This is a genomic window from Thioalkalivibrio sulfidiphilus, from assembly GCF_000377945.1.
GTDB lineage: Bacteria > Pseudomonadota > Gammaproteobacteria > Ectothiorhodospirales > Ectothiorhodospiraceae > Thioalkalivibrio_A > Thioalkalivibrio_A sulfidiphilus_A.
In genome coordinates this window covers 25,881-45,783 of record NZ_KB898929.1, presented here as the reverse complement: position 1 = coordinate 45,783, position 19,903 = coordinate 25,881, and the positions used below count along the sequence as shown (strand labels likewise).

Genomic DNA, 19,903 nt, shown 5'->3' with positions numbered 1-19,903 from the left:
ACTCCTTCACTCGATCTAATGGTTATGGTTGATGCTTACAGGGGCTACTGCCTTGCTGATTCCCGGGGTCAGACCTGGATATAGGCCCAGCCCTGGGACTGGCGACGGATCACCTCCGCCACGCCAGAATTGATCACCTGCGCCGCGGGCAGCAGGCGCACGTGGATGTTCTCTTCCCGCCGCAGACGCTCGATGGTGTTGAGGCAGGCGGTGAAACTCAGGTGGTGAGGAAAACGTTCCGCGAGCATGGCCACCCGCTGTGGAAAGGGCGAGACGTCCTCGCGCAGCAGGGCCAGACCCTCGCCATGGGTCACCACCTGGATCTGCAGGGCCACACCCTGCTGCTCGGCGGCAGCCATGAGCAGTTCCACCTCGTCGAGCATGTTGGCGATGCGTTCCACGTCCGCGGTATTCACATGCAGCAGGATGCGGCTGGCTTCGCGCATCGTGCCGTGCAGGGGCTGGCTGAGATCCGCCGTGCTGACACGCACGGTCTGCGGCGCGGGCTCCTGGAGGCTCAGCCCCACGCCGGTGATGCCGGCTACCGAGAGCATCATCACCACCGCGGCGGCGGCAGGACCGAGCAGTCCGCCCCGGGCGCTGCGACCCCGGGCATGGCGCAGGGGCGGCGGCGGCACCCGCTCGTAGGCCAGGTTCACCATCTCCTTGAGCTGGCAGAGATCGCAGACCTCCCGGCTCAGCTGCTCATCCGCGGAGATCTGCTTGAGGGTGGCCAGGCGCTCCTCGGGGCAGAATTCGCCGTCCACGAAGGCGTTGAGGATCTCTTCGCTGGGCTTATCCGTTTTCATGCTGGTTCCTTACGAGCTTGAGACTGGTTGCGGCGCCGGCCTTGCGTTCGTTGCGCAGCAGCTCGCGCTTGAGCTGCTGGCGAGCCCGGCTCAGGCGGCTCATGACCGTGCCGATAGGGACCTCCAGGATCTCGGCCACCTCGCTGTAAGAAAAGCCTTCCAGGTCCACCAGGGTGAGCACCTTGCGCTGGTCGTCGCTCAGGCCGCGCACCGCCTCGCGCACGCTCTTCACCGTGGCGGCCCGTTCGGCATTCATCTCCGGGCAGTCCTCGCAGGGCAGGTCCACCTCGTACACATCCACCGTGTCCTTCTGCCGGCGCAGCCAGTCCCGGTGGCAATTGGTCATGATGCGGAACAACCAGGGCTTGAGCGCATCCTCGTCCTGCAGGGTGCGCAGACGGGAGATGGCCTTGACCAGCGCCTCGTGCACCAGATCATCGGCCCGCGCCGGGTCATGACACCAGGCATAGGCGGTCCGATATAATTGCGGCCTGAGATCCGCGATGCGGTTCTTCAGTCGCCTTTGCAGCAGCCAGTTGATGACGGCCATGGATGTTCCTGTGGATCGTTGCTGTCACTTAGGACGCCACAGCCGGAAGCCTTATTCCAGGTATTTTTCGTACTGCCTCACAAAACGGAACCCGACCCGCCCATGGCCTTTGAACCCGAACAGATGCAACGTGCCTTCGCCTTCGACCCGGAGCAGGTGCAGGCCCTGCGCGCAGGCTGGGCCCGGCTCATGGAGGCCCTGGTGTGGAGCGACCTGCGCAGCAGCAAGCTGGGCGCCATGCCCCGGCTGCGCAAGCGCTTCCTGGAACTGGGCGAGAACCTGCGCTCCGTGGTCAGCGACCGGGCCTGGATCCCCCACCCCCGGGAGCGGGTCAAGGGCGCCATGGGTGCGTGTCTCAACCTGCGCGATGCCCTCAACCAGGTGGAACAGGGCGTCCGGGGCCTGGAGGGCGGTGACGACTTTAAGGCCTTCGAGCAGGAACTGCTGGACTTCCGCCACCGCCTGCTGGTGTTCCTGGAACACCACGAGGCACTCTGGGGCGACATGCTGGAGGCCCAGTATGACGAACCCCTGGACGATGACGACGAACAAGACGACGACTGAAACGATACAGACCACCGGGCCACGGGCCCATCGAGGCAGGCTTGGGCCAGGAAATCCAGAACACCCGTTTCAGCGACCAGGACTTCGCGCGCTTCCACGAGCGCCTGGCCGAGGAGACCCGCCTGGCCCGGGACCTGGAGGCCGCCGGACGCTTCGATGACGGCCACCCCGTGGCCGGCTTCGAGATCGAGGCCTGGCTGGTGGACGGGCACGACGAACCCGCCCCGGTGAACCAGGCCTTCCTGGAACGCTTCAAGCACCCCCTGGCGAGCCCTGAACTGGCCCGTTTCAACGTGGAGCTCAACACCAGCGCCCGGTCACTGACCGGCAGCGTGCTCTCGGACCTGCACCGGGAGATGGGCGAGACCTGGGCGAAGGCCAGGCAGACCGCCCGGGCCTGCGATGCCGAGCTGGTGCTCACCGGCATCCTGCCCACCCTGCGCCCGGAGCACCTGTGCCTGGCCAACATGTCGGACATGAACCGCTACCGGGCGCTCAACGACCAGGTGGTGCGTTCCCGCCAGGGTCGCCCGCTGAAACTGGACATCGTGGGCCGGGAGCACCTGCACCACGAACATCACGACGTGATGCTGGAGGCGGCCACCACCTCCTTTCAGATCCACCTGCAGACCCCCATCGCCGTGGCCCACAAGGTCTACAACGCCTCCATCCTGGCCAGCGCGCCCATGGTGGCCCTGTCCGCCAACGCCCCCTACCTGTTCGGCAAGGACCTCTGGGACGAGACCCGCATTCCGGTGTTCGAACAGGCGGTGGAGGTGGGCGGCTTCGAGGGCGCGGCCCGGGGCCCCCTGCGCCGGGTGAGCTTCGGTTCCGGCTTCGCCCGGGAATCCATCCTGGAGTGCTTCGAGGAGAACCTGGCGCACTTCCCCGTGCTGCTGCCCATCCGCTTCGACGATCCCCCGTCCCGGTTCAGCCACCTGCGCCTGCACAACGGCACCATCTGGCGCTGGAACCGGCCCCTGATCGGCTTCGACGACCAGGGCCGCCCCCACATCCGCATCGAGCACCGGGTGGTGCCCGCGGGCCCGACCCTGGCCGACAGCGTGGCGAGCGCTGCCTTCTTCTACGGCCTGGTGGAAGAACTGGTGACCACCCCCGGCGGCGCGGAGGGGCTGATGGGCTTCTCGAAGGCCCGGGACAACTTCTACCAGGCGGCCCGCTTCGGGCTCGACGCCCACGTGGAATGGCCCGCCGGACGTAGCCGTCCGGTGCGCTCCCTGATCCTGGAGGAACTGCTACCCATGGCCCAGCGGGGCCTCGAACGCCTGGGCCTGGACGCCGACGACACCGACCGCTACCTGGACATCGTGCGCGCCCGGGTGGACAGCGGTCAGAACGGCGCCAGCTGGGCGCGGCGCTTCGTGGCCACCCATGGCCCGGACTTCCACGCCCTGGTGCACGCCTACCTGGCCCTGCAGTGCACCGACACCCCGGTCCATCTCTGGCCGGTGCCACAGACCGCCACCGGGGAGACCCCATGCTGAAGGAACTGGACCACCTGCCCGAGGGATTCCTCGATGCCCGGCCCTCGGACCTGGAGGCCCTGCTGGGCGGCCCGACCCTGATCCACTTGCCCGGCCGGCGCCCCGAGCCCCTGTTCGTCTCCGTGCTGCTGCACGGCAACGAACCGGCGGGCCTGGAGGCGGTGCAGGCCCTGCTGCGGGACCCGCCCGCCGGCGGCCTGCCCCGGAGCCTGTCCCTGTTCGTGGGCAACGTGGCCGCCGCCCGCCACGGCCTGCGGCGCCTGGACGGCCAGCCGGACTACAACCGGGTCTGGCCCGGCGGCGAGGGCGGCGACACCCCGGAGCACCGGCTCATGGCGGCGGTCACCGAGCGCATGGGTGAACTGCGCCCCTTCGCCAGCGTGGACGTGCACAACAACACCGGCCTCAACCCTCACTACGCCTGCATCAACCGGCTGGACACGCCGTTCCTGCAGCTGGCCACCCTGTTCGGACGCACCGTGGTCTACTTCGTGCGCCCCCGGGGCGTGCAGTCCATGGCCTTCGCCGAGCTGTGTCCCGCCGTGACCCTGGAATGCGGCAAGGCCGGCGATGCGCGCGGCGTGGAACACGCCCGGGAATACATCACCGCCTGCCTGCAGCTCTCGGAGATACCCACGCACCCGGTGGCGCCCCACGACCTGGACCTGTTCCACACGGTGGCGGTGGTCAAGGTCCCCGAGACGGTGAGCTTCGCCTTCAGCCGCGGCGACGCGGACCTGTGCTTCGACCCGGACATCGACCACATGAACTTCCGGGAACTGCCCGCCGGCACCGCCCTGGGCAGCGTCCGCCCCGGCGGCGGCATTGGGGTGGAGGCACGCAACGAGATCGGCGAGGAGGTCACCGAGACCTACTTCGGCATCCACCAGGACCGCCTGATTCTGCGCCGCCCGGTGATGCCCTCCATGCTCACCCTGGACGAGCGGGTGGTGAGGCAGGATTGTTTGTGTTACCTCATGGAGAGAATGAGCCTTGCGGCGGACTCAGCGACGTGAGGGACCGAGCGACTGGTGAACAGTGGCAAGTCTCAAGTGGCTAGTGGCAAGGAAAACCACACCATGCCTCCCCATGAGGGAGAGAGGGTGATTTTCCTTGCCACTAGCCACTAGCCACTTCTACCTGCTCTCAACCCGCCATCCCGACCAGATCGGTCGTCGGTTGACCTCCGCGCCCAGTTCCACCAGCCAGTCGGCAATAATGGCGTTGGAGTTGTGGCGCAGTGAGTACTGGTGGGGGTAGGCCACGAAATCCAGCTCCACCTCCGGGGTCTCGCGCACCACCTCCGTCTCGAAATAGCCATCCAGCCGTCCACGCAGGGCCGCCACGCGGGCCGCCTCCACGGACAGGCCGTGGATCTCCTGGATGGGCACCCGCACCTGGGCACGCACAGAGGCCTCCGTGGCCGGGCCTGCCAGGTGACGGCGGCCCAGGGCCGACTCGGTGGGCCAGAGCACGGCAGCGATGGCATGCCCCAGACCCGTCTCCCGCTCCGCGTAGTAGCGCCAGTCCCCGTAGGCGTAGCGGGTCATGCTGCCGTCGGGGGCAGGCAGCACCAGGCTGCTGGTGCGCCCGTGGTCCAGCAGGAACACCGGCACCGGCTCTGCCGGAGACGACGGCGCGATCACCGTGGTGGTGCCGCAGCCGGCGAGCCAGAGGACCAGGAAGATCACCAGGCTGTAGCGGCCGGGCGACGAACGACGGGCCGCCTGCGGGGAGGCCTCACGTATAATTCGAGACATGCAAAGCCCTTTTGCAACGAAACATCATCACCCCAGGGACGGAATCTCGCACCATGCATGACCTGCAGGAATGGACCCGCCGTTTACGGGATCAGGACATGCCGGTCCTGGCCCTTACGGTACAACAAATCGCCCAGGCCTCGGAGCGGGATGACAGTTCCGCCGCCGAGATCTCGCGCATCATCCTGCAGGACTCCGCCCTCACCGCCCGGGTCCTGCGCCTGGCCAACAGCAACTTCTTCAACCCCGCCGGACACCCGGTGAGCACGGTCAGCCGCGCCGTGGTGGTGCTCGGGCTGAACACCGTGCGTGCCCTGAGCGTCTCGGTGGCGATCATCAACACCCTCATGAACCCGCCCCGTGAGCGAGTCATGCAGGACATGGCACGGGCCTTCCACGCCGCCGTACAGGCGCGCAGCTTCGCCCAGGCCTGCCGGGTGCGGGACCCCGAGGAGGTCTACGTGGCGGCGCTGCTCTATCACCTGGGGCGCATGGCCTTCTGGTGCTTCGGCGGTGAAACGGCACAGCGCCTGGACGAGGCCCTGCAGGCCGACCACGGGCCCCAGGCGCGCACGGAGATGAAGGTCCTGGGCTTTCGCCTGAGCCGGCTCACCGCCAACCTGAACCGGGAATGGCGCCTCTCGCCCCTGCTCGGCGATGCCCTGGAGGGCACGGGGGACAGCCGGGTACACCACGTCAAGCGCGGCATCGCCCTGGCCGAGGCAACGGAACGGGGCTGGGACGATCCGGAGACCCTGCGCCTGCTCAAGCGCATGGCCGAGGAGGCGGGCGTGAGCCAGGAGGTGATGACCGAGCGGGCCCACGAGAACGCCCGCCTAGCCGCCGAGATCGCCGCCGATTACGGCGCCCCGGACCTGGCGAGGCTGATCCCCCGGCCCGGGGCTGCGGTCCGGGACCAGGGTCCGGAACAGGCCGAGGCCGCCCCCGCCCCCTGGCCCGAACCCGACCCGGCACTGGAACTGCGCATCCTGCGGGAACTAGCCAGCACGCTCGAAGGCCAGCCGGACGTGAACCTGATCTTCAACATGGTGCTGGAGGGCCTGCACCGGGGTGTGGGCCTGGACCGGGTGGTGCTGGCCCTGCTGGGGGCGGACCGCAAGCGACTGCAGACCCGGCATTGCCTGGGACCGGACACGGAACCCCTCAAGGCCGCCTTCGACCTGGACACGGGCGCCAGTCCCGGCGCCCTGCCGAGCAAGGTGCTCGGCTCCCCACGGGCCCACTGGCTGCGGGACCTGGACGAGGCCCGCAGTCTGGGCATTCCGGGCGCGGTGCTGGGCCCGGTGATCGAGGCCGGCGGCTGCCTGGTGATGGCACTCGCGCTGCCGGGACGCCCCGTGGGCCTCATCTACGCCGATCGTCACCCCAGCGGCCGGCCGCTCGACGCCGACACCTTCACCAGCTTCATGCACTTCTGCCAGCAGGCCAACCTGGGCCTGGCGCAGGTGTTCAGAACCGGTTCTTAAGCCACAGAGGACACAGAGGTCACAGAGTAAAAAGGCGCGGAGCAGCCAAAGTCTCCTAGCCGAAGCAGTCTCTGTGACCTCTGTGTCCTCTGTGTCCTCTGTGGCAAACAGGTCTTTCGGACACTCAGAACAGATCCAGCTGCCCATCCTTCGATGGCACACTGGGCGGAACGAACTGCGAGAGATCCAGTTCCGGCATCCGGCCTGCCAGCCCCACGCGGCGGCGCGCCAGCCGGAAGCGCTGGCGCAGCAGTTCCGCGTATGCCCCCTCGCCCACCATGCGCCGCCCGAAGCGGGCGTCGTAGAGCTGACCGCCACGGGTGTCCCTGATGCGTGACAGCACGTGCTCAGCCTTGAGCGGCACGTGGGTGCGCAACCAGTCCTCGAACAGTTCCGCCACCTCCAGGGGCAGTCGCAGCAGCACATAGCCCGCCGCCACCGCGCCGGCCCGGGCGGCCGCCTCCAGCAAGTCTTCCACCTCGCCGTCCGTGAGGACCGGGATGAGTGGCGCCATCAGCAGAGTGACGGGCACCCCCGCTTCGCTGAGATGACGCATGGTCTCCAGGCGCCGCTGGGGCGCCGCCGCCCGGGGCTCCATGCGCCGGGCCAGTTCCCGGTCCAGGGTGGTGATGGACATCGCCACCTGGGCCAGTCCCGCCCGGGCCATGGGGGCGAGCAGGTCCAGGTCCCGTTCGATCAGCGCCGACTTGGTGACGATGGTCACCGGGTGACGGGCCTCGGCAAGCACCTCCAGGAGCTCGCGAGTGATCCTAAGGCGCCGCTCCACCGGCTGGTAGGCATCGGTGTTGATGCCGAGCGCGATGGGGCTCGGCACGTGACCGGGCCGGGCCAGTTCCTCTCGCAAGCGTTCGGCCGCGCCGGACTTGGCGAACAGCTCGGTCTCGAAATCCAGGCCCGGGGAAAGGCCCATGTAGGCGTGACTGGGGCGGGCGAAGCAGTAGACGCAGCCGTGCTCGCAGCCCCGGTAAGGGTTGATGGACAGCTCGAAGGGCACGTCCGGGGAGTCGTTGCGGGAGATCACCCGCCGGGGGCGTTCCTCGGTCACCCGGGTGCGAAGGGGCGGCAGGGCCTCCCCCTGGTGCCAGCCGTCGTCCACCGGCTCACTGCGGGTGGATTCGTACCGGGCGGCGGGACTGCGGGTCGCACCCCGACCCCGCAACGGACTCTGCGTCTTGTCACTCACAGGCCGCGGATCACCCGCCCCTCGCCTTCGATGCGGCAGAAGGCCATGTGCGGGGCGTTGTGCACCACGGCGCTGCGGCCCTGGTGGTCCAGGAGGATGAGACCCGCCTCTGCGCCGGTGCGCTGGGCGAGCCACAGCAGGGCCTGGCGGGCCACGGTCTGGGGATCGGCATCGGCCCCGAGCCCGGACAGCACCCGCATGGCGAGTGCCGCGCGGATGATGGCCTCCCCCTGCCCGGTGCAGGAGACCGCGCCGCGCTCGTCGGCGTAGGTGCCGCAGCCGATCAGGGCCGAATCCCCCACCCTGCCCGGCGGCTTGTCGAACAGACCGCCGGTGGAGGTGGCCGCCGCGAGACGCCCATGGGCATCCAGGGCCACGCAGCCCACGGTCTCGTGGGCCGCCTGCCAGCGGGCCCGCTGGCGGGGCGTCACCAGGGCCGCGGGATCGACGGCCTCCAGACCCTGTTCCCGGGCGAAGGCCTCGGCGGCGGGGCCTACCCGCAGCACCGTGCGACCCTCCTCCAACACCCGCCGGGCGGCGGCCACGGGATTGAGCAGCGTGGTCACCGCCGCCACCGCCCCGGCACGCACCGTGGAGCCATCCATGATGGCCGCGTCCATCTCCACCCGTCCCTCGGCATTGAGCACCGAGCCGGTGCCGGCATTGAAACGGGGATCATCCTCCAGGGCCATGACGCCAGCCTGGACCGCATCCAGGGCGCTGCCGCCGGCCCTGAGCACTGCCCAGCCCACGCGGGCCGCCGCCTCGCAACCCTCCAGGGCCGAGGCCCGGTCATCGGCTTCGGGATAGCGGCCCGCGCCGCCGTGGACCAGCAGCACCGGGGTCATCAGCGCCCCTCGACGCGGGCACACAGGGCGTCGAACTCGCCCCGGGCCGCGGCTTCCGCCACCCGCGCCTCCACCAGTTGATCAATGAGCCACATGCAAACCTCGGTACCTCAGGCCTCTGTTCCCATGATCCATGATCCCACCCGGCCCCACAACGACACGCCCAGACGACGAAGGCCGGGAAGATTCCCGGCCTTCGTGCACTTCGTCCTTATAAATTCAGCCTTCGACCTTCTCAAGCACCTGGCTGATCACATCGCCCTTGCGGTAGTTGGGCAGCTGGCGCTGCATGTCCTCGAAGGCCCGGTCCCGGGCCTGGGCGGAGTCGTACCAGCGGAACTGCTCCCAGCCATCGCCCAGCAGGTGGGGCGCGCGCATGGGGTCGCCTTCGGGCAGGGTGACGCGGATACCGTAACGTTTCATAGCGGCTTTTCTCCCGTATGGATTCAACATAACCGTTTATTATGCCTTGAACCGCACCCACCCCGGAGACCTCGCTAACCCAGTTTCAGACTTCGCCCGAGAAACCTTCCGGCACTGATGGCCTGGCGCAGGACCTGCCGCCAGTCACCGCGGCCGGCTTCCAGGTGCAGGCGCTGCAGGCGGGTGCGTCCCGCTGCCTCGAGACGCGCCTCCAGCAGCGCCCACAACAGATCGGCATTGTAGGCCCCATGCGAATCATCCAGACGCATGGGCAGCAGATCCTCCTCTGGTATCTCCAGGTCTGCGGCGATGGCCTGCAGGGCCTCGGCGATGATCCGCGCCTTGGGACGGTCCGGATGAACAATGTCATAGGGTGGTGCCCACTCCCTGGCGGGTGAAAGCCGGTCCACGTGACTCACCACCACCAATATCGGCGGCTGGCTGCGCTCGGGATGGGCCCTGAACCAGTTCCGCAGCGCCTCCAGTGCCACCCGATCCGGGCCACGGTCGGCCCGGTGGGCGGGCACCACCCAGATCAGGCAATCACATTCCACCGCCCGCCGCACCAGGGCCTGGGGATCACGCTCAAGTCCCGGCGTGTCGATCAGCACCGCCTCGGGGACACCCTCGCGTTGCAACTGGTAACCGGTCTCCTCCGAGGTCAGGGGCAACACATCCACCCCGGCGGCCAGCTCGCCCAACAGCATGTTGATCAGGCTGGATTTGCCCGCCTTGGTCTGACCTGCGATCAGCACCCGCAGGGGCCCCGGCAAGGGCGGCTCGGAAAGTCCTGGCGTGGTCTCCATGGCGGCCAGTTCACGCAAGCGTGTGACATCCACCCGCAGCCGCCCCGAATACAGTTCGATGGCCGCGCGACCCACCTCCTCCGCCCAGATGCGCGCCCCCCTGCGACGCAGGTAATCACCGGCCTCGCCCAGGGTGGCGCCCATCAGGCGATCCCGGGCCTCGGCCAGCAGGGCCGAGACGGGATCGGCCATGCGCGCGATCCGCCAGAAGCGATTGAGATTGCGAAGCAGGCGCGCGCCACGCTCCGCGGCGGGGCGGTAATCCCAGAGACGCATCGCCTGCCCCACCCGGACCATGTGCACACCGGGCACGTGCTCCAGCAGGACCTGACGCACGCGTACGCTCACCCGTTCGCTGAGCAGCAGGGCCTCCGGGAGGGTGAAGTTCCACACCGGGTCGGGGTCATCGGGGTGGTAGTGGCGCGCCACCCCCTCGATGGCCTGGCGGGCGGCTTCCAGCATCAGCGTGCGATCCGCCAGCACCGCGGGATCCACGCTGCCGGCAAGCCCCTGGATCTCATGCCAGGCGGCTTGGTCGCGGGGCGTCCAGGCGGGGTCCGGCGGGGTTTCCGGGGAGGCGTCAGGCTGCGCGGCCCGCCCCCGGAGAGACCCCGGACGCATCCGTCGCAGCAGCAGTTGCCCGGCCAGGCCCAGCACGATGGCGCCCAGCAACCAGAACCACAGCCAGCCCCGTTGCCAGAGCCAGACCAGGCCAAGCGGCAGCAACACCAGCACGGGCAGGGCGAAGGACAACAAGCCGGCCAGGGGCAGCCACACGGACCGTCTCCGGTTCGTGGTCGTCTTCATGGCTTTGCGGGCTCCGGTGCGGGTGCCGGGCGATGCCTGCCGAGGGTCTCGCGAAACAGGGCATGGGCCTCCTTGAGCGCGCCCTTGTAGGTGCGCGCCACGCCCTCCGGATCCCGTTGTCCCAGACGACACTGTTCCAGGTAATAACAGGCCGCCCGTCCCAGGGCATAGGTCACGGTGGCGCTGGCGACACCGGCAGCCAGTGCCCCGGCCGACTGTCCGTAGACCGGGACCAGTTTGCCCAGCTGGCGGGCGTAAAAGCTCGCGCCCATGAACAGCAGCGTGCCAGAGCCCAGTGAGCCCACGAACTCCATGAGGGTCCGTCGATCCCAGGTCAGGCCGTAGAGGCCGGCCAGGCTGTGCAGCATCTTGCCCTGCAGGGTGGGCACGGTGACAAGCCCCACCACCGGCACCAGGTCGGTGACCCCGGCGGCGCCGGCATAGCCCAGGACATGGGGATGGGCGCGTGCCATGCGGGACTCCCGGGCATCACGTGCCAAGTCCAGCAACATGCCCGCCCGGGCCTCGACGCACACCTGGTCCAGGGCATTGAGGAGCGCCTCGAGGCCGTAGTCCGGATCGCTGTAACCCTCCTCAGCTCGCGTCAGATCCACCGGCACGGCGATGCATGGCGCCTCGCCCGGCAATTGCGCAAAGAGCGCGGCCTGCGCGCTCAGGGCACGGCGCAGGTCGTCGAGCCCTGGGCTCCGGGTCAGCTGATCGTAGGGGGGGTGATCCCGTCCGTCGGGATAGGCATCGTGAAGCCGGGTCTGCACCAGGATCACGGGCCAGTCCGGGTGCTCGGCCCTCACCGTGCGCAAGACCTCGAGAATGGGCTCCTGAGCGGGGTCCATCGCGCGGGCGACGGCCACCACCGCATGGGCCTGGCCGGCCACCAGTTGCACGTCCGGCTGAGGATCGTAGCTGACCTCGCCGAGACCCCGCGTGTCCAGGAAACGCACGACCGGGGCGTCCTCGGGAAACTCGTAGATGCGCGAGTCCGGGGTACAGGGCCTGAAGCCCGAGCCGATCTCGGCATCACGCCGTCCGGTGATGGCGCGGATGATGGCCGTCTTGCCCGACTGCACCTTGCCCAGCAGCCAGATCACCGGCGCCTGCTCCCTGGCCCGTTCGGCGATCTCCGCCTCGATCTCCGGTTCGGGACCCGGTCGCAGCACCGCGTCCAGAAACTGCTTCCAGTCCCATTTGAGGTCGCCAGCCTTCATGGAAGCGCTCCTGCCGGCACCCTGTCGGGCACTGGCGGATCAATCATGAGGTGCCATGAACCCGGGCGTAGGGGCAGGACCGGGACAGTTGGAATCAACGTGCCGCGGGATTCAGACACCCTATTTGCTTTTTTTGGAGGTCGCCTTCGCCTTCTTGACCTTGGGCACGGCCTTGGTTGCCTTGGCGGATTCGGCACCGGCAGTCTCGGTTTTCGACTTCTTGGACTTACCCGGCTTGTCCCCCGAGGCCTCGGCAGCCTTGGTCTTGGTTCCCTTGGCCTTCTTGGACTTGACGGTCTTTGTCTCGGTCGGTTCGGACACAACCGCCTCCGCCGTAGCCTCTGGCTTCACCGCCTTGGGCCTCGACTTTTTCGGCTTGGCGGGCTTGGCGACTGCCTCGGCTGACTCCGATGTCGGCGGCAGGGATTCAGGAAGGGCGGGCGGCGTCTCCTCGGCCTGCTGCTTGCCACCCAGCAGTCTGGGCATGCGCACGTTTTTGACAGCCTGCCCCTGACGCCCCAACCACTGTCGCACCAGGTCATAGGTCTCCTCGATCTCGCGTTCCGCCGCCGCGGCAAGGGACTCCACGGCCCGCCGACCCCGCAAGATGAGGCCCAGCTCATCGGCAAGACGGGCATCCACCTCTCGCTCGGCCTCCCACCAATCCTCCTCCGGAGACCCCCCCTGGAAACCGCGCCGTTCCGCCCGCAGATAGGCGGCTTCACGGATCATCCGCTCCCGTTCCTCGGCCGTCGGATGGGCGCCGAATACACGCTCATGGGCGGCATGGGTCAGGCCCTTGATCTTCACCTGACCCGCGCGAGCCTCGGCCATGAATCGCTGCAGGTGAGGCAGGGCTGCGTCGCCGAGGCGTTCCAGGGTGAACTCCACCATGTCACGGGCGCCCCGGCCTGCGGCGACGACCTGCTCAAGACTCGCCTTGAAGAACGGACGTACGGCCTCGTAACTTTCGGTCTGCTGTTTGTCTGGCTCACTCATGTCCTTGCTCCCTGACAACGGATACCTGCGCGATGCGTCATGATTCGGAAACTTAGCACGCCGTTCTTGACCCTTCCTTGACAAAGGTCATGCGTACTCGATGGCTGGGCGCTCAACCGTGAATGTAGACCACGGCACTGTTCAGCGCATAGATGGCCAGCAGGACCAGGCTGCCCCAACCCATGGTCTTCAGCAGGCGTGCACGCGGACGATAGAACAGCGACACGATCACCACCCCTGTCATCATCGTCACGGAAAACACCGTCACTGCATGGGCGGGCGAGGCGGCACCCAGCAAAGGCCCAGCAACGTAGAACAGGTCGTCCACCGCAAGGATCATCAGGTTGAACAGGCTGCTGCCCAACAGATTGCCAATAGCCATGTCCACCGCGCCGATGCGCAGGGCCGAAAGGGTCACCACCAGTTCCGGCACGGTGGTGACCAGGGCGACGAACAGGGTACCCACGAAGCTCTCCGTCCACCCCATCTGCCGGGCAATGCCCTCGCCCACGAAGGGCAGCCAAATGCCCGCGGCGATGACCACCACCGCCGCCAAGCTGTAACGCAGGACGGCAGTGCGCAGACTGAGACCCGGATAGCGATCTGGCTCCGCCTCGGTGAAACGCGCGACCTGGGCCATCTCATGGCGATAGACCGTGCGCACGGCGACGAAGTAACCGATCAGGATCAGGGGCGTGTAGAAACCCACGTGCCAGAGGCGCCAGTCCTGGCCCACCTCGGCGGTGAGCAGTCCGAACCCGGTGATGCCGAGCAGCAGGATGACAAAGCCGGCGGGGAGAATATGGCCGGGGCTCGCGCGCTGATACAGGGTCTCACCCCGGTGCAGTGCATCCAGCAAAGCGAGTATGGTGAGATTGAGCACGCAGGCACCGAGCACGTTGCCCACAGCGATGTCGGGCACATCGGCGATGGTCACGGAACTGATGCCGCTGGCCAGCTCGGGCAGGGAGGTGACGGTGGCGACCAGCACCAGGCCGATCCATGTGCCACCCAATCCCGTCTTGTCGGCGATCACATCGCCGTAACGGGTGAGTTGCACCCCCGCCACGCCGATCAGCACGATGCAAACGAGAAACTGGATCCAGACCCCCATGCCCTCCATGTATCGAACCTCGTGTCACCGATGAATCGCCCTGATTTTTAGTGTGACATGGATGAGGCACGGGAATTATGACAATGACTGTCACACAAGCCCGGGACGCCTTCCGTTACACTGGCATGAGCTGGCTGTCCGAGCCGTCCAGCCGCCGGCAGACCCGGCCCATCGGACGCGACTCCATGACTGACCCGAAGACCCTCCTGGGATACATCGACGGCTTGATCCACGGCGTTCGTGGACAGTCCGTCCTGCAGATCCGCTCCCGCTCACCGGGTCGCCTGCGCGTGCACCTACGCGCGCTGCACCGTCAGCCGCGGCTGTGCCGGGCCCTGCGTGAAGGGCTGCAGGTTGAGGCAGGCATCAACACCGTGCAGGCCAACCCGCGCACCGGCAACGTCTTGATTCAATTCGATCCCGACCGGCCTGCCGACGAGATCCTCGCGCTGCTGCACAAGACCGCCAGGGGCATCCTGCCCCGGCCAGCCGTCGACATCCCCACCTCGGCGACGCGCACGTCCGACTGGGATTCCTCCCCCCCATCATTGACTGAAGTCATCCATGAAGCCCGACATGATGCCCCCACCCCTGCCTGGCATGCCCAGGAACTGCGCACCGTCTTCCGGCGGCTGGGTTCCCGGCCCGGGGGACTGAGCATCGGTGAGGCCGAGGAACGGCGCCGGCGTTACGGTCCGAACCGGCTTCCCCAGCCCCGGGGACGCTCCGAGCTCGCCATGATCTCCGGGCAGGTGTTCACCCTGCCGGTGGCCCTGCTAGGCGTGTCGGCCGCCGTTTCCATCGCCACCGGCGGGGTGGTGGATGCGGCGGTGATCGCCGGCGTGGTGGTCACCAACACCGCCATCGGTTTTTTCACCGAACGACAGGCCGAGCGCACCATCGCCTCCCTGGGCAGCTTCGCGCCCCGCAACGGCACGGTGATCCGCGCCCGCCGGGCACGGGAGATCCCGGTGGAGGACATCGTGCCGGGGGACGTGGTGCACCTGCGGCCCGGCAGCCACGTGAGTGCCGACCTGCGCCTGATCAAGGCGCGCCATCTGAGCATCGACGAATCCGCCCTGACCGGCGAGAGCGTGCCCGTGTCCAAGCATGCCCGGGTCCTGGGGCGGGTCGACGTGCCGCTGGCCGAGCGCCACAACATGGCCTACATGGGCACCCTGGTGACCGGCGGCGACGCCCGCGCCGTGGTCGTGGGCACCGGGCTCGACACGGAACTGGGGCGTATCCAGTCCCTGGTGTCCGAGGCCCATGCCCCCGAGACCCCCATGCAGCGCCAGCTCGACGGACTGGGCACCCAGCTCGCCCTGCTGAGCGGCGCCGTGTGCGTGGGCGTGTTCGCCGTGGGTCTGCTGCGGGGCCAGGGGCTGATCCCCATGCTCAAGTCCGCGGTCTCCCTGGCCGTGGCCGCAGTGCCGGAAGGCCTGCCCGCCGTGGCCACCACCACCCTGGCCCTGGGCATCAATAACATGCGCAGGCACCGGGTCGCGGTGCGTCACCTGGACGCGGTGGAATCCCTGGGCTCGGTGCAGGTCCTGTGCCTGGACAAGACCGGAACACTCACCGAGAACCGCATGACCGTCGTGAGCGCCTACAGCGCGGGCGAGCGGCTGCGCGTCCAGGGCCGCCACTTCGAACGGGAAGGGGAGATCGTCGGGGTGGCACAGAGCGAGGACTTGAGACGCCTGCTCGAGACCATCGTCCTGTGCAGCGAGACGGAGCTCAAGGACGACGGTCATGAGCAGATACTAGACGGCTCCCCCACGGAGAAGGCCCTGGTGGAGCTGGCCCTGGGCGCCGGCATCGATGTGCGTGCCCTGCGCGAACGTCACCCCCGGGTGCTGCTGCGCCACCGGGCCGAGGGCCGCCCCTACATGGTCAGCATCCACGACAACGGCGGCACCCGCCTGCTGGCCATGAAGGGCAGCCCCGCAGAGGTGCTCGCCCGCTGCAACCGCCAGCAACTGACCCACGGCATCGCGCCCCTGGACGAGGCGGACCGCCAGCGCATCCTGCGGGAAAACGAACACATGGCGGGCGATGCCATGCGCGTGCTGGGCGCCGCCTATGCGGAGATCCCGGCGCGGGGAGAGCCGCCCGGCGACGGTCTGATCTGGGTGGGGCTGACCGGCATGATCGATCCCCTGCGCCCGGGGATGACGGACCTGATCCGCCGCTACCACGAGGCGGGGGTGGAGACCATCATGATCACCGGCGACCAGGGGGCCACCGCCGCCGCCATCGGCCGGGAGCTGGGTCTGAGCAACGGCCGCCCGCTCAACATCCTGGAGGCCACGCGCCTGGAAGGCGTGGATCCCCAGCTGCTGGCGGGCCTGGTGAAAAACACCCATGTGTTCGCCCGGGTGAGCCCCGCCCACAAGCTGCAGATCGTGCAGGCCCTGCAGGCCGGCGGCCGGGTGGTGGCCATGACCGGCGACGGCATCAACGACGGGCCCGCCCTCAAGGCGGCCGACGTGGGCGTGGCCATGGGCCGCTCGGGCACGGACGTGGCCCGGGCGGTGGCCGACGTGGTGCTGGAGGACGACAACCTGCACACCATGGGGGTGGCCATCGCCCAGGGGCGCAGTATCTACGACAACATCCGCAAGACCGTGCACTTCCTGCTGTCCACCAACTTCACCGAGATCGAGGTCATGCTGGCCGGCCTCGCCCTGGGGCAGGGGGCGCCGCTGAACCCCATGCAGCTGCTGTGGATCAACCTCATCAGCGACATCTTCCCGGGTCTCGCCCTGTCCCTGGAGGCCCCGGAACCGGATGTGCTCAAGCGCCCTCCCCGGGACCCCGCGGAACCCATCATCCGCGCCGCGGACCTGCGCCGCATGGGCATCGAGTCGGGGGTGATCACCGCCTCCACCCTGGCGAGCTACGCCTACGCCCTGAAGCGCTACGGCCCCGGTCCCCGGGCCAGCACCCAGGCCTTCAACACCCTCACGGTGGCGCAGCTGCTGCATGCCATCGTGTGTCGCTCCCGACACCATGGCCTGTTCAATCCGGGTGCGAGGCCCGCCAACCCGCGTCTGCAACTGGCCCTGGGTGCCTCCCTGGCCGCGCAGCTCGCGGCGGGGCTTGTGCCCGGCGTGCGCAGGCTGCTGGGCACCACGCCCATGGGGCCCACGGACCTGGTGGTTGCAGGGGCCGGGGCGGTGCTGCCATTGTTGATCAACGAGGCGGCCAAGCTGCGCCGAGCCCGCGAGCCGGGTCATGCAGACGGGCGAGCCACGGAACCCGTATCCCCATCCGCCGAGGGAACCTCGCCATGAGCCGCGCCTTCGTGTTCGCCTCCGAGTCCGTCACCCCGGGCCACCCGGACAAGCTCTGCGACCAGATCAGCGACGCCATCGTCGACCGCATGCTGGACGAGGACCCCGCCTCCCGGGTGATCGCCGAATGCGCCATCGCCTCCAGCATCCTGTTCCTCTCGGTGCGCCAGGCGAGCGAGGCGCGCTTCGATGCGGCCGACCTGGCGCGCTCGGTGATCTCCGAGGTCGGCTACACGGAGGTGGCAGGATTCAACGCCCGGGACTGCACCATCATGACCAGCCTGCAGACCCTGCCCGGCGCTCATCAGCAGCGCCTCGACGTGAGCCTGCTGGCCGACGAGGGCGCCCTGGACGGGGTCGTGGCCTCCAATCACGTCACCGCCTTCGGCTATGCCTGCGACCAGACCCCCCAGCGCATGCCCCTGCCCGTGGTGCTCGCGCACCGGCTGGCCCGGGGGCTGGACGCGCTGCGCCATGAACCGGGATTCGAGTACCTGCTGCCTGACGGCAAGGCACAGGTGGCCGTGAGTTTCGAGGATCGAAGCCCGAAGGGGCTATACAGTGTCACGGTGGTTGCCAGCCAGCGCAGTGCGGCGGGTCCTGATGCGGCGGCCCTGGAGCGCCTGTTACGCGAACGGCTGGTGGAGCCCTGCCTGGCCGACGGCGGACCGGGTCTCGATCCGCAGACCCGGGTGTTCATCAATCCCGAGGGGCCGGTGATCGGCGGTGGGCCTGCCCTGCACTCGGGCCTGACCGGGCGCAAGACCGCCATCGACGCCTATGGCGAGTACGCACGCCACAGTGGCGCGGCCCTGAGCGGCAAGGACCCCCTGCGCATCGACCGGGTGGCCAGCTACGCCGCCCGGCACCTGGCGCGCAACGTGGTGGCGGCGGGGCTTGCCAGCGAGTGCGAAGTCCAGCTGACCTACAGCATCGGCCTGCCCGGGCCTGTCAGCCTCCAGGTGCATACCTACGGCACGGGCCGGGTGCGTGAGGAACGCATCCGGGAACAGCTGGAGCACCTGGTGGATCTGCGCCTGGCCGGCGTCGTGCGTCGCTTCGGACTGCAAGGCCTGCCCCGCGCCCATGACGGGCGTTTCTACCGCCGGCTGGCGGTGTTCGGGCAGATGGGTCGCGACGATCTGGATCTGCCTTGGGAAAGGGAGGACCTGGTGGACATGCTCAAGGCCGAGACGGCCTAGGAGCCTTTCCTCGCCACTTGAGACTTGCCACTTGCCACTAAGACTTCATCCCGACCCGCGGTCGCGCATCAGGTCCAGGGCATACCACAACAGGGACGTGGCCGGGGCCATGACCTGGCCGCGACTGATCTGCACCAGGGCCATGCCTACCAGCACCAGGAAAAAGATGGAATTCACGGAACTGCCGCCGCGGGTCTCCCGCGCGATCCAGGCATCTAGCTGGCCCAGTCCCGATGCCGCCCGGCTGAAGGCGCTCGGAGGCACGTAGGGTTCCGGAGAGAGTTCCAGCAGGGTGCCCACGGCGCCCAGCAAGCTCGCCTGGAAGCCATCCCCATGGAGGATCAGCACGCTGCCGGTATCGGGACTGGCACGCACGGCAAGCACGCCTTCCAGTGCCGAGAGCTGCGGCACCAGTTCACGGAAGAAGGCGACATCGCCCCGACGCTCGGGCAGCTTGAAGCGCAACCGCCCGGGTACCCGGTGGACCAGGTAGGCGGTGCTGCTCATGGGGCGGTGCGCTTGCCCTGGGTCGATGCGGTGGCCTCCGCGGGGGCCTCGCCGGGCGAGGCCTCAGCCTCCTCCTCTGCGAAGGATGTGGCTTCACCGGACTGTGTTTCGGCCTGCGCCTGTTCCCGCTCGGCCTCGATCTCCGCCTCGGCCTCCGCCACCAGATCTTCGATCACTTCGCCCAGTTCGGCGGCCGTCTCCATGCCCTTCTCATAGGCAAGCATGCCCGCCTTGAGGGCCGCGCGGGCGGCCGGGCGGGCAAACCCGCTCAGGGCCGCCACCGCCAGGGGCGCCAGCAGCACCAGTCCTGCCCCGATGACCAGTCCCTTGGTGGTGTCATTGTTGATCCATGCCATGGCCTATCACCCCTTGCTCGGCCGGTTTCGCTCGGCCACCCAGTGTTCGATCGAACTGAAGTCCCGCTCCGGGAAATGTCGCTTGAGCACCGCCAGCAGGGCCTTCGTCGAGGCCGGGGTCGTGATGCGTTTCCTGTCGTACCGCAAGGTGGCAACCCCGGTCTGCGCATCGACCCGAAAGTCCTTGACGCCATCAATGCCCGCCACATCAGACTCTAGACGCTCGGCCAACTCCTGCTCGCCGACCAGGTCATCAATATAGAGCTTCACCCGTCCGGGCAGCACCCATCTGATCCTGACACCCTCGACCTCAATCATGGCAGCCGCTCGATCATGCGTCATATGGACGTCACATTATCGTATTACAACATGACCAGATCATTTCACTCCTAAGCCGAACATCGCCTGTTACTCAGCGGCTCAGCCTCGAGCCATTC

At 68.2% G+C, this 19,903-nt stretch carries 19 protein-coding genes; 6 read left to right on the top strand and 13 right to left on the bottom strand.

The window, feature by feature from the left end:
• Window positions 1-68: 68 nt before the first annotated feature.
• A complete protein-coding gene (locus tag D580_RS0105055; RefSeq protein WP_018953344.1) occupies window positions 69-809 on the bottom strand; it encodes a hypothetical protein in 741 nt (246 codons plus the stop codon).
• On the bottom strand, window positions 796-1,359 hold the full coding sequence (locus D580_RS0105050; RefSeq protein WP_018953343.1) for an RNA polymerase sigma factor: 564 nt from the start codon (window positions 1,357-1,359) through the stop codon (window positions 796-798). The genes D580_RS0105055 and D580_RS0105050 overlap by 14 nt, the downstream gene beginning before the upstream one ends.
• Window positions 1,360-1,461: 102 nt before the next feature.
• Here D580_RS0105050 and D580_RS0105045 point away from each other — a divergent pair, with 102 nt between their 5' ends.
• The 3 genes from D580_RS0105045 to D580_RS0105035 are packed head-to-tail and all read left to right on the top strand — an operon-like array spanning window position 1,462 to window position 4,444.
• The gene (locus D580_RS0105045; protein ID WP_018953342.1) at window positions 1,462-1,923 is read left to right on the top strand and encodes a hypothetical protein; all 462 of its coding nucleotides are present in this window, start codon (window positions 1,462-1,464) and stop codon (window positions 1,921-1,923) included.
• 41 nt (window positions 1,924-1,964) lie between these two features.
• Window positions 1,965-3,428 carry a glutamate--cysteine ligase GCS2 gene (locus D580_RS0105040; RefSeq protein ID WP_018953341.1) on the top strand — a complete coding sequence of 488 codons (1,464 nt, stop codon included), beginning with the start codon at window positions 1,965-1,967 and terminating at the stop codon, window positions 3,426-3,428.
• Window positions 3,422-4,444: a M14 family metallopeptidase gene (locus D580_RS0105035; RefSeq protein WP_018953340.1), complete on the top strand. Its 1,023-nt coding sequence runs from the start codon at window positions 3,422-3,424 to the stop codon at window positions 4,442-4,444. The genes D580_RS0105040 and D580_RS0105035 overlap by 7 nt, the downstream gene beginning before the upstream one ends.
• 120 nt (window positions 4,445-4,564) lie before the next feature.
• On the opposite strand, the gene D580_RS0105030 is transcribed toward D580_RS0105035, so the two are convergent.
• Window positions 4,565-5,188: a hypothetical protein gene (locus D580_RS0105030; RefSeq protein ID WP_051081778.1), complete on the bottom strand. Its 624-nt coding sequence runs from the start codon at window positions 5,186-5,188 to the stop codon at window positions 4,565-4,567.
• Between the two features lie 53 nt (window positions 5,189-5,241).
• Here D580_RS0105030 and D580_RS0105025 point away from each other — a divergent pair, with 53 nt between their 5' ends.
• Window positions 5,242-6,675, top strand: a complete 1,434-nt coding sequence (locus D580_RS0105025) for an HDOD domain-containing protein (RefSeq protein WP_018953338.1) — start codon at window positions 5,242-5,244, stop codon at window positions 6,673-6,675.
• 124 nt (window positions 6,676-6,799) lie between these two features.
• On the opposite strand, the gene D580_RS0105020 is transcribed toward D580_RS0105025, so the two are convergent.
• The 7 genes from D580_RS0105020 to D580_RS0104985 all read right to left on the bottom strand — a co-directional run bounded on the left by D580_RS0105020 (window position 6,800) and on the right by D580_RS0104985 (window position 14,102).
• Complete coding sequence (locus D580_RS0105020; RefSeq protein WP_026289722.1) at window positions 6,800-7,879, bottom strand: PA0069 family radical SAM protein; 1,080 nt, start codon at window positions 7,877-7,879, stop codon at window positions 6,800-6,802.
• The gene (locus D580_RS0105015; RefSeq protein ID WP_018953336.1) at window positions 7,876-8,727 is read right to left on the bottom strand and encodes an isoaspartyl peptidase/L-asparaginase family protein; all 852 of its coding nucleotides are present in this window, start codon (window positions 8,725-8,727) and stop codon (window positions 7,876-7,878) included. The genes D580_RS0105020 and D580_RS0105015 overlap by 4 nt, the downstream gene beginning before the upstream one ends.
• 219 nt (window positions 8,728-8,946) lie before the next feature.
• The gene (locus tag D580_RS0105005) at window positions 8,947-9,150 is read right to left on the bottom strand and encodes a hypothetical protein (RefSeq protein ID WP_018953334.1); all 204 of its coding nucleotides are present in this window, start codon (window positions 9,148-9,150) and stop codon (window positions 8,947-8,949) included.
• A gap of 74 nt (window positions 9,151-9,224) precedes the next feature.
• Window positions 9,225-10,763 carry a GTPase family protein gene (locus D580_RS0105000; protein ID WP_051081777.1) on the bottom strand — a complete coding sequence of 513 codons (1,539 nt, stop codon included), beginning with the start codon at window positions 10,761-10,763 and terminating at the stop codon, window positions 9,225-9,227.
• Window positions 10,760-11,989 (bottom strand): YcjF family protein, encoded by a 1,230-nt coding sequence (locus D580_RS0104995; protein ID WP_018953332.1) that lies wholly within the window; start codon window positions 11,987-11,989, stop codon window positions 10,760-10,762. The genes D580_RS0105000 and D580_RS0104995 overlap by 4 nt, the downstream gene beginning before the upstream one ends.
• Window positions 11,990-12,109: 120 nt before the next feature.
• Entirely contained in the window at window positions 12,110-12,988 is an 879-nt protein-coding gene (locus tag D580_RS0104990; RefSeq protein ID WP_018953331.1) for a DUF2934 domain-containing protein, read from the bottom strand.
• Window positions 12,989-13,100: 112 nt separating this feature from the next.
• The gene (locus tag D580_RS0104985) at window positions 13,101-14,102 is read right to left on the bottom strand and encodes a sodium:calcium antiporter (protein WP_196799723.1); all 1,002 of its coding nucleotides are present in this window, start codon (window positions 14,100-14,102) and stop codon (window positions 13,101-13,103) included.
• Between the two features lie 83 nt (window positions 14,103-14,185).
• On the opposite strand from D580_RS0104985, the gene D580_RS0104980 reads away from it, so the two are divergent.
• Window positions 14,186-17,401 carry a cation-translocating P-type ATPase gene (locus D580_RS0104980; protein WP_196799722.1) on the top strand — a complete coding sequence of 1,072 codons (3,216 nt, stop codon included), beginning with the start codon at window positions 14,186-14,188 and terminating at the stop codon, window positions 17,399-17,401.
• Window positions 17,398-18,603: a methionine adenosyltransferase gene (gene metK / locus D580_RS0104975; RefSeq protein ID WP_018953328.1), complete on the top strand. Its 1,206-nt coding sequence runs from the start codon at window positions 17,398-17,400 to the stop codon at window positions 18,601-18,603. Before D580_RS0104980 ends, metK begins: the two co-directional genes overlap by 4 nt.
• Window positions 18,604-18,648: 45 nt before the next feature.
• Here the strand turns inward: metK and D580_RS0104970 are convergent, their stop codons facing one another.
• Genes D580_RS0104970 through D580_RS0104960 form a run of 3 tightly spaced genes read right to left on the bottom strand, consistent with a single transcriptional unit; the run spans window position 18,649 to window position 19,784 of the window.
• Complete coding sequence (locus tag D580_RS0104970; protein WP_018953327.1) at window positions 18,649-19,110, bottom strand: HMA2 domain-containing protein; 462 nt, start codon at window positions 19,108-19,110, stop codon at window positions 18,649-18,651.
• On the bottom strand, window positions 19,107-19,466 hold the full coding sequence (locus tag D580_RS15210) for a DUF5132 domain-containing protein (RefSeq protein WP_018953326.1): 360 nt from the start codon (window positions 19,464-19,466) through the stop codon (window positions 19,107-19,109). Before D580_RS15210 ends, D580_RS0104970 begins: the two co-directional genes overlap by 4 nt.
• Window positions 19,467-19,472: 6 nt before the next feature.
• Window positions 19,473-19,784, bottom strand: coding sequence for an HMA2 domain-containing protein (locus tag D580_RS0104960; RefSeq protein WP_026289721.1), 312 nt, complete (start codon window positions 19,782-19,784; stop codon window positions 19,473-19,475).
• Window positions 19,785-19,903 lie beyond the last annotated feature (119 nt).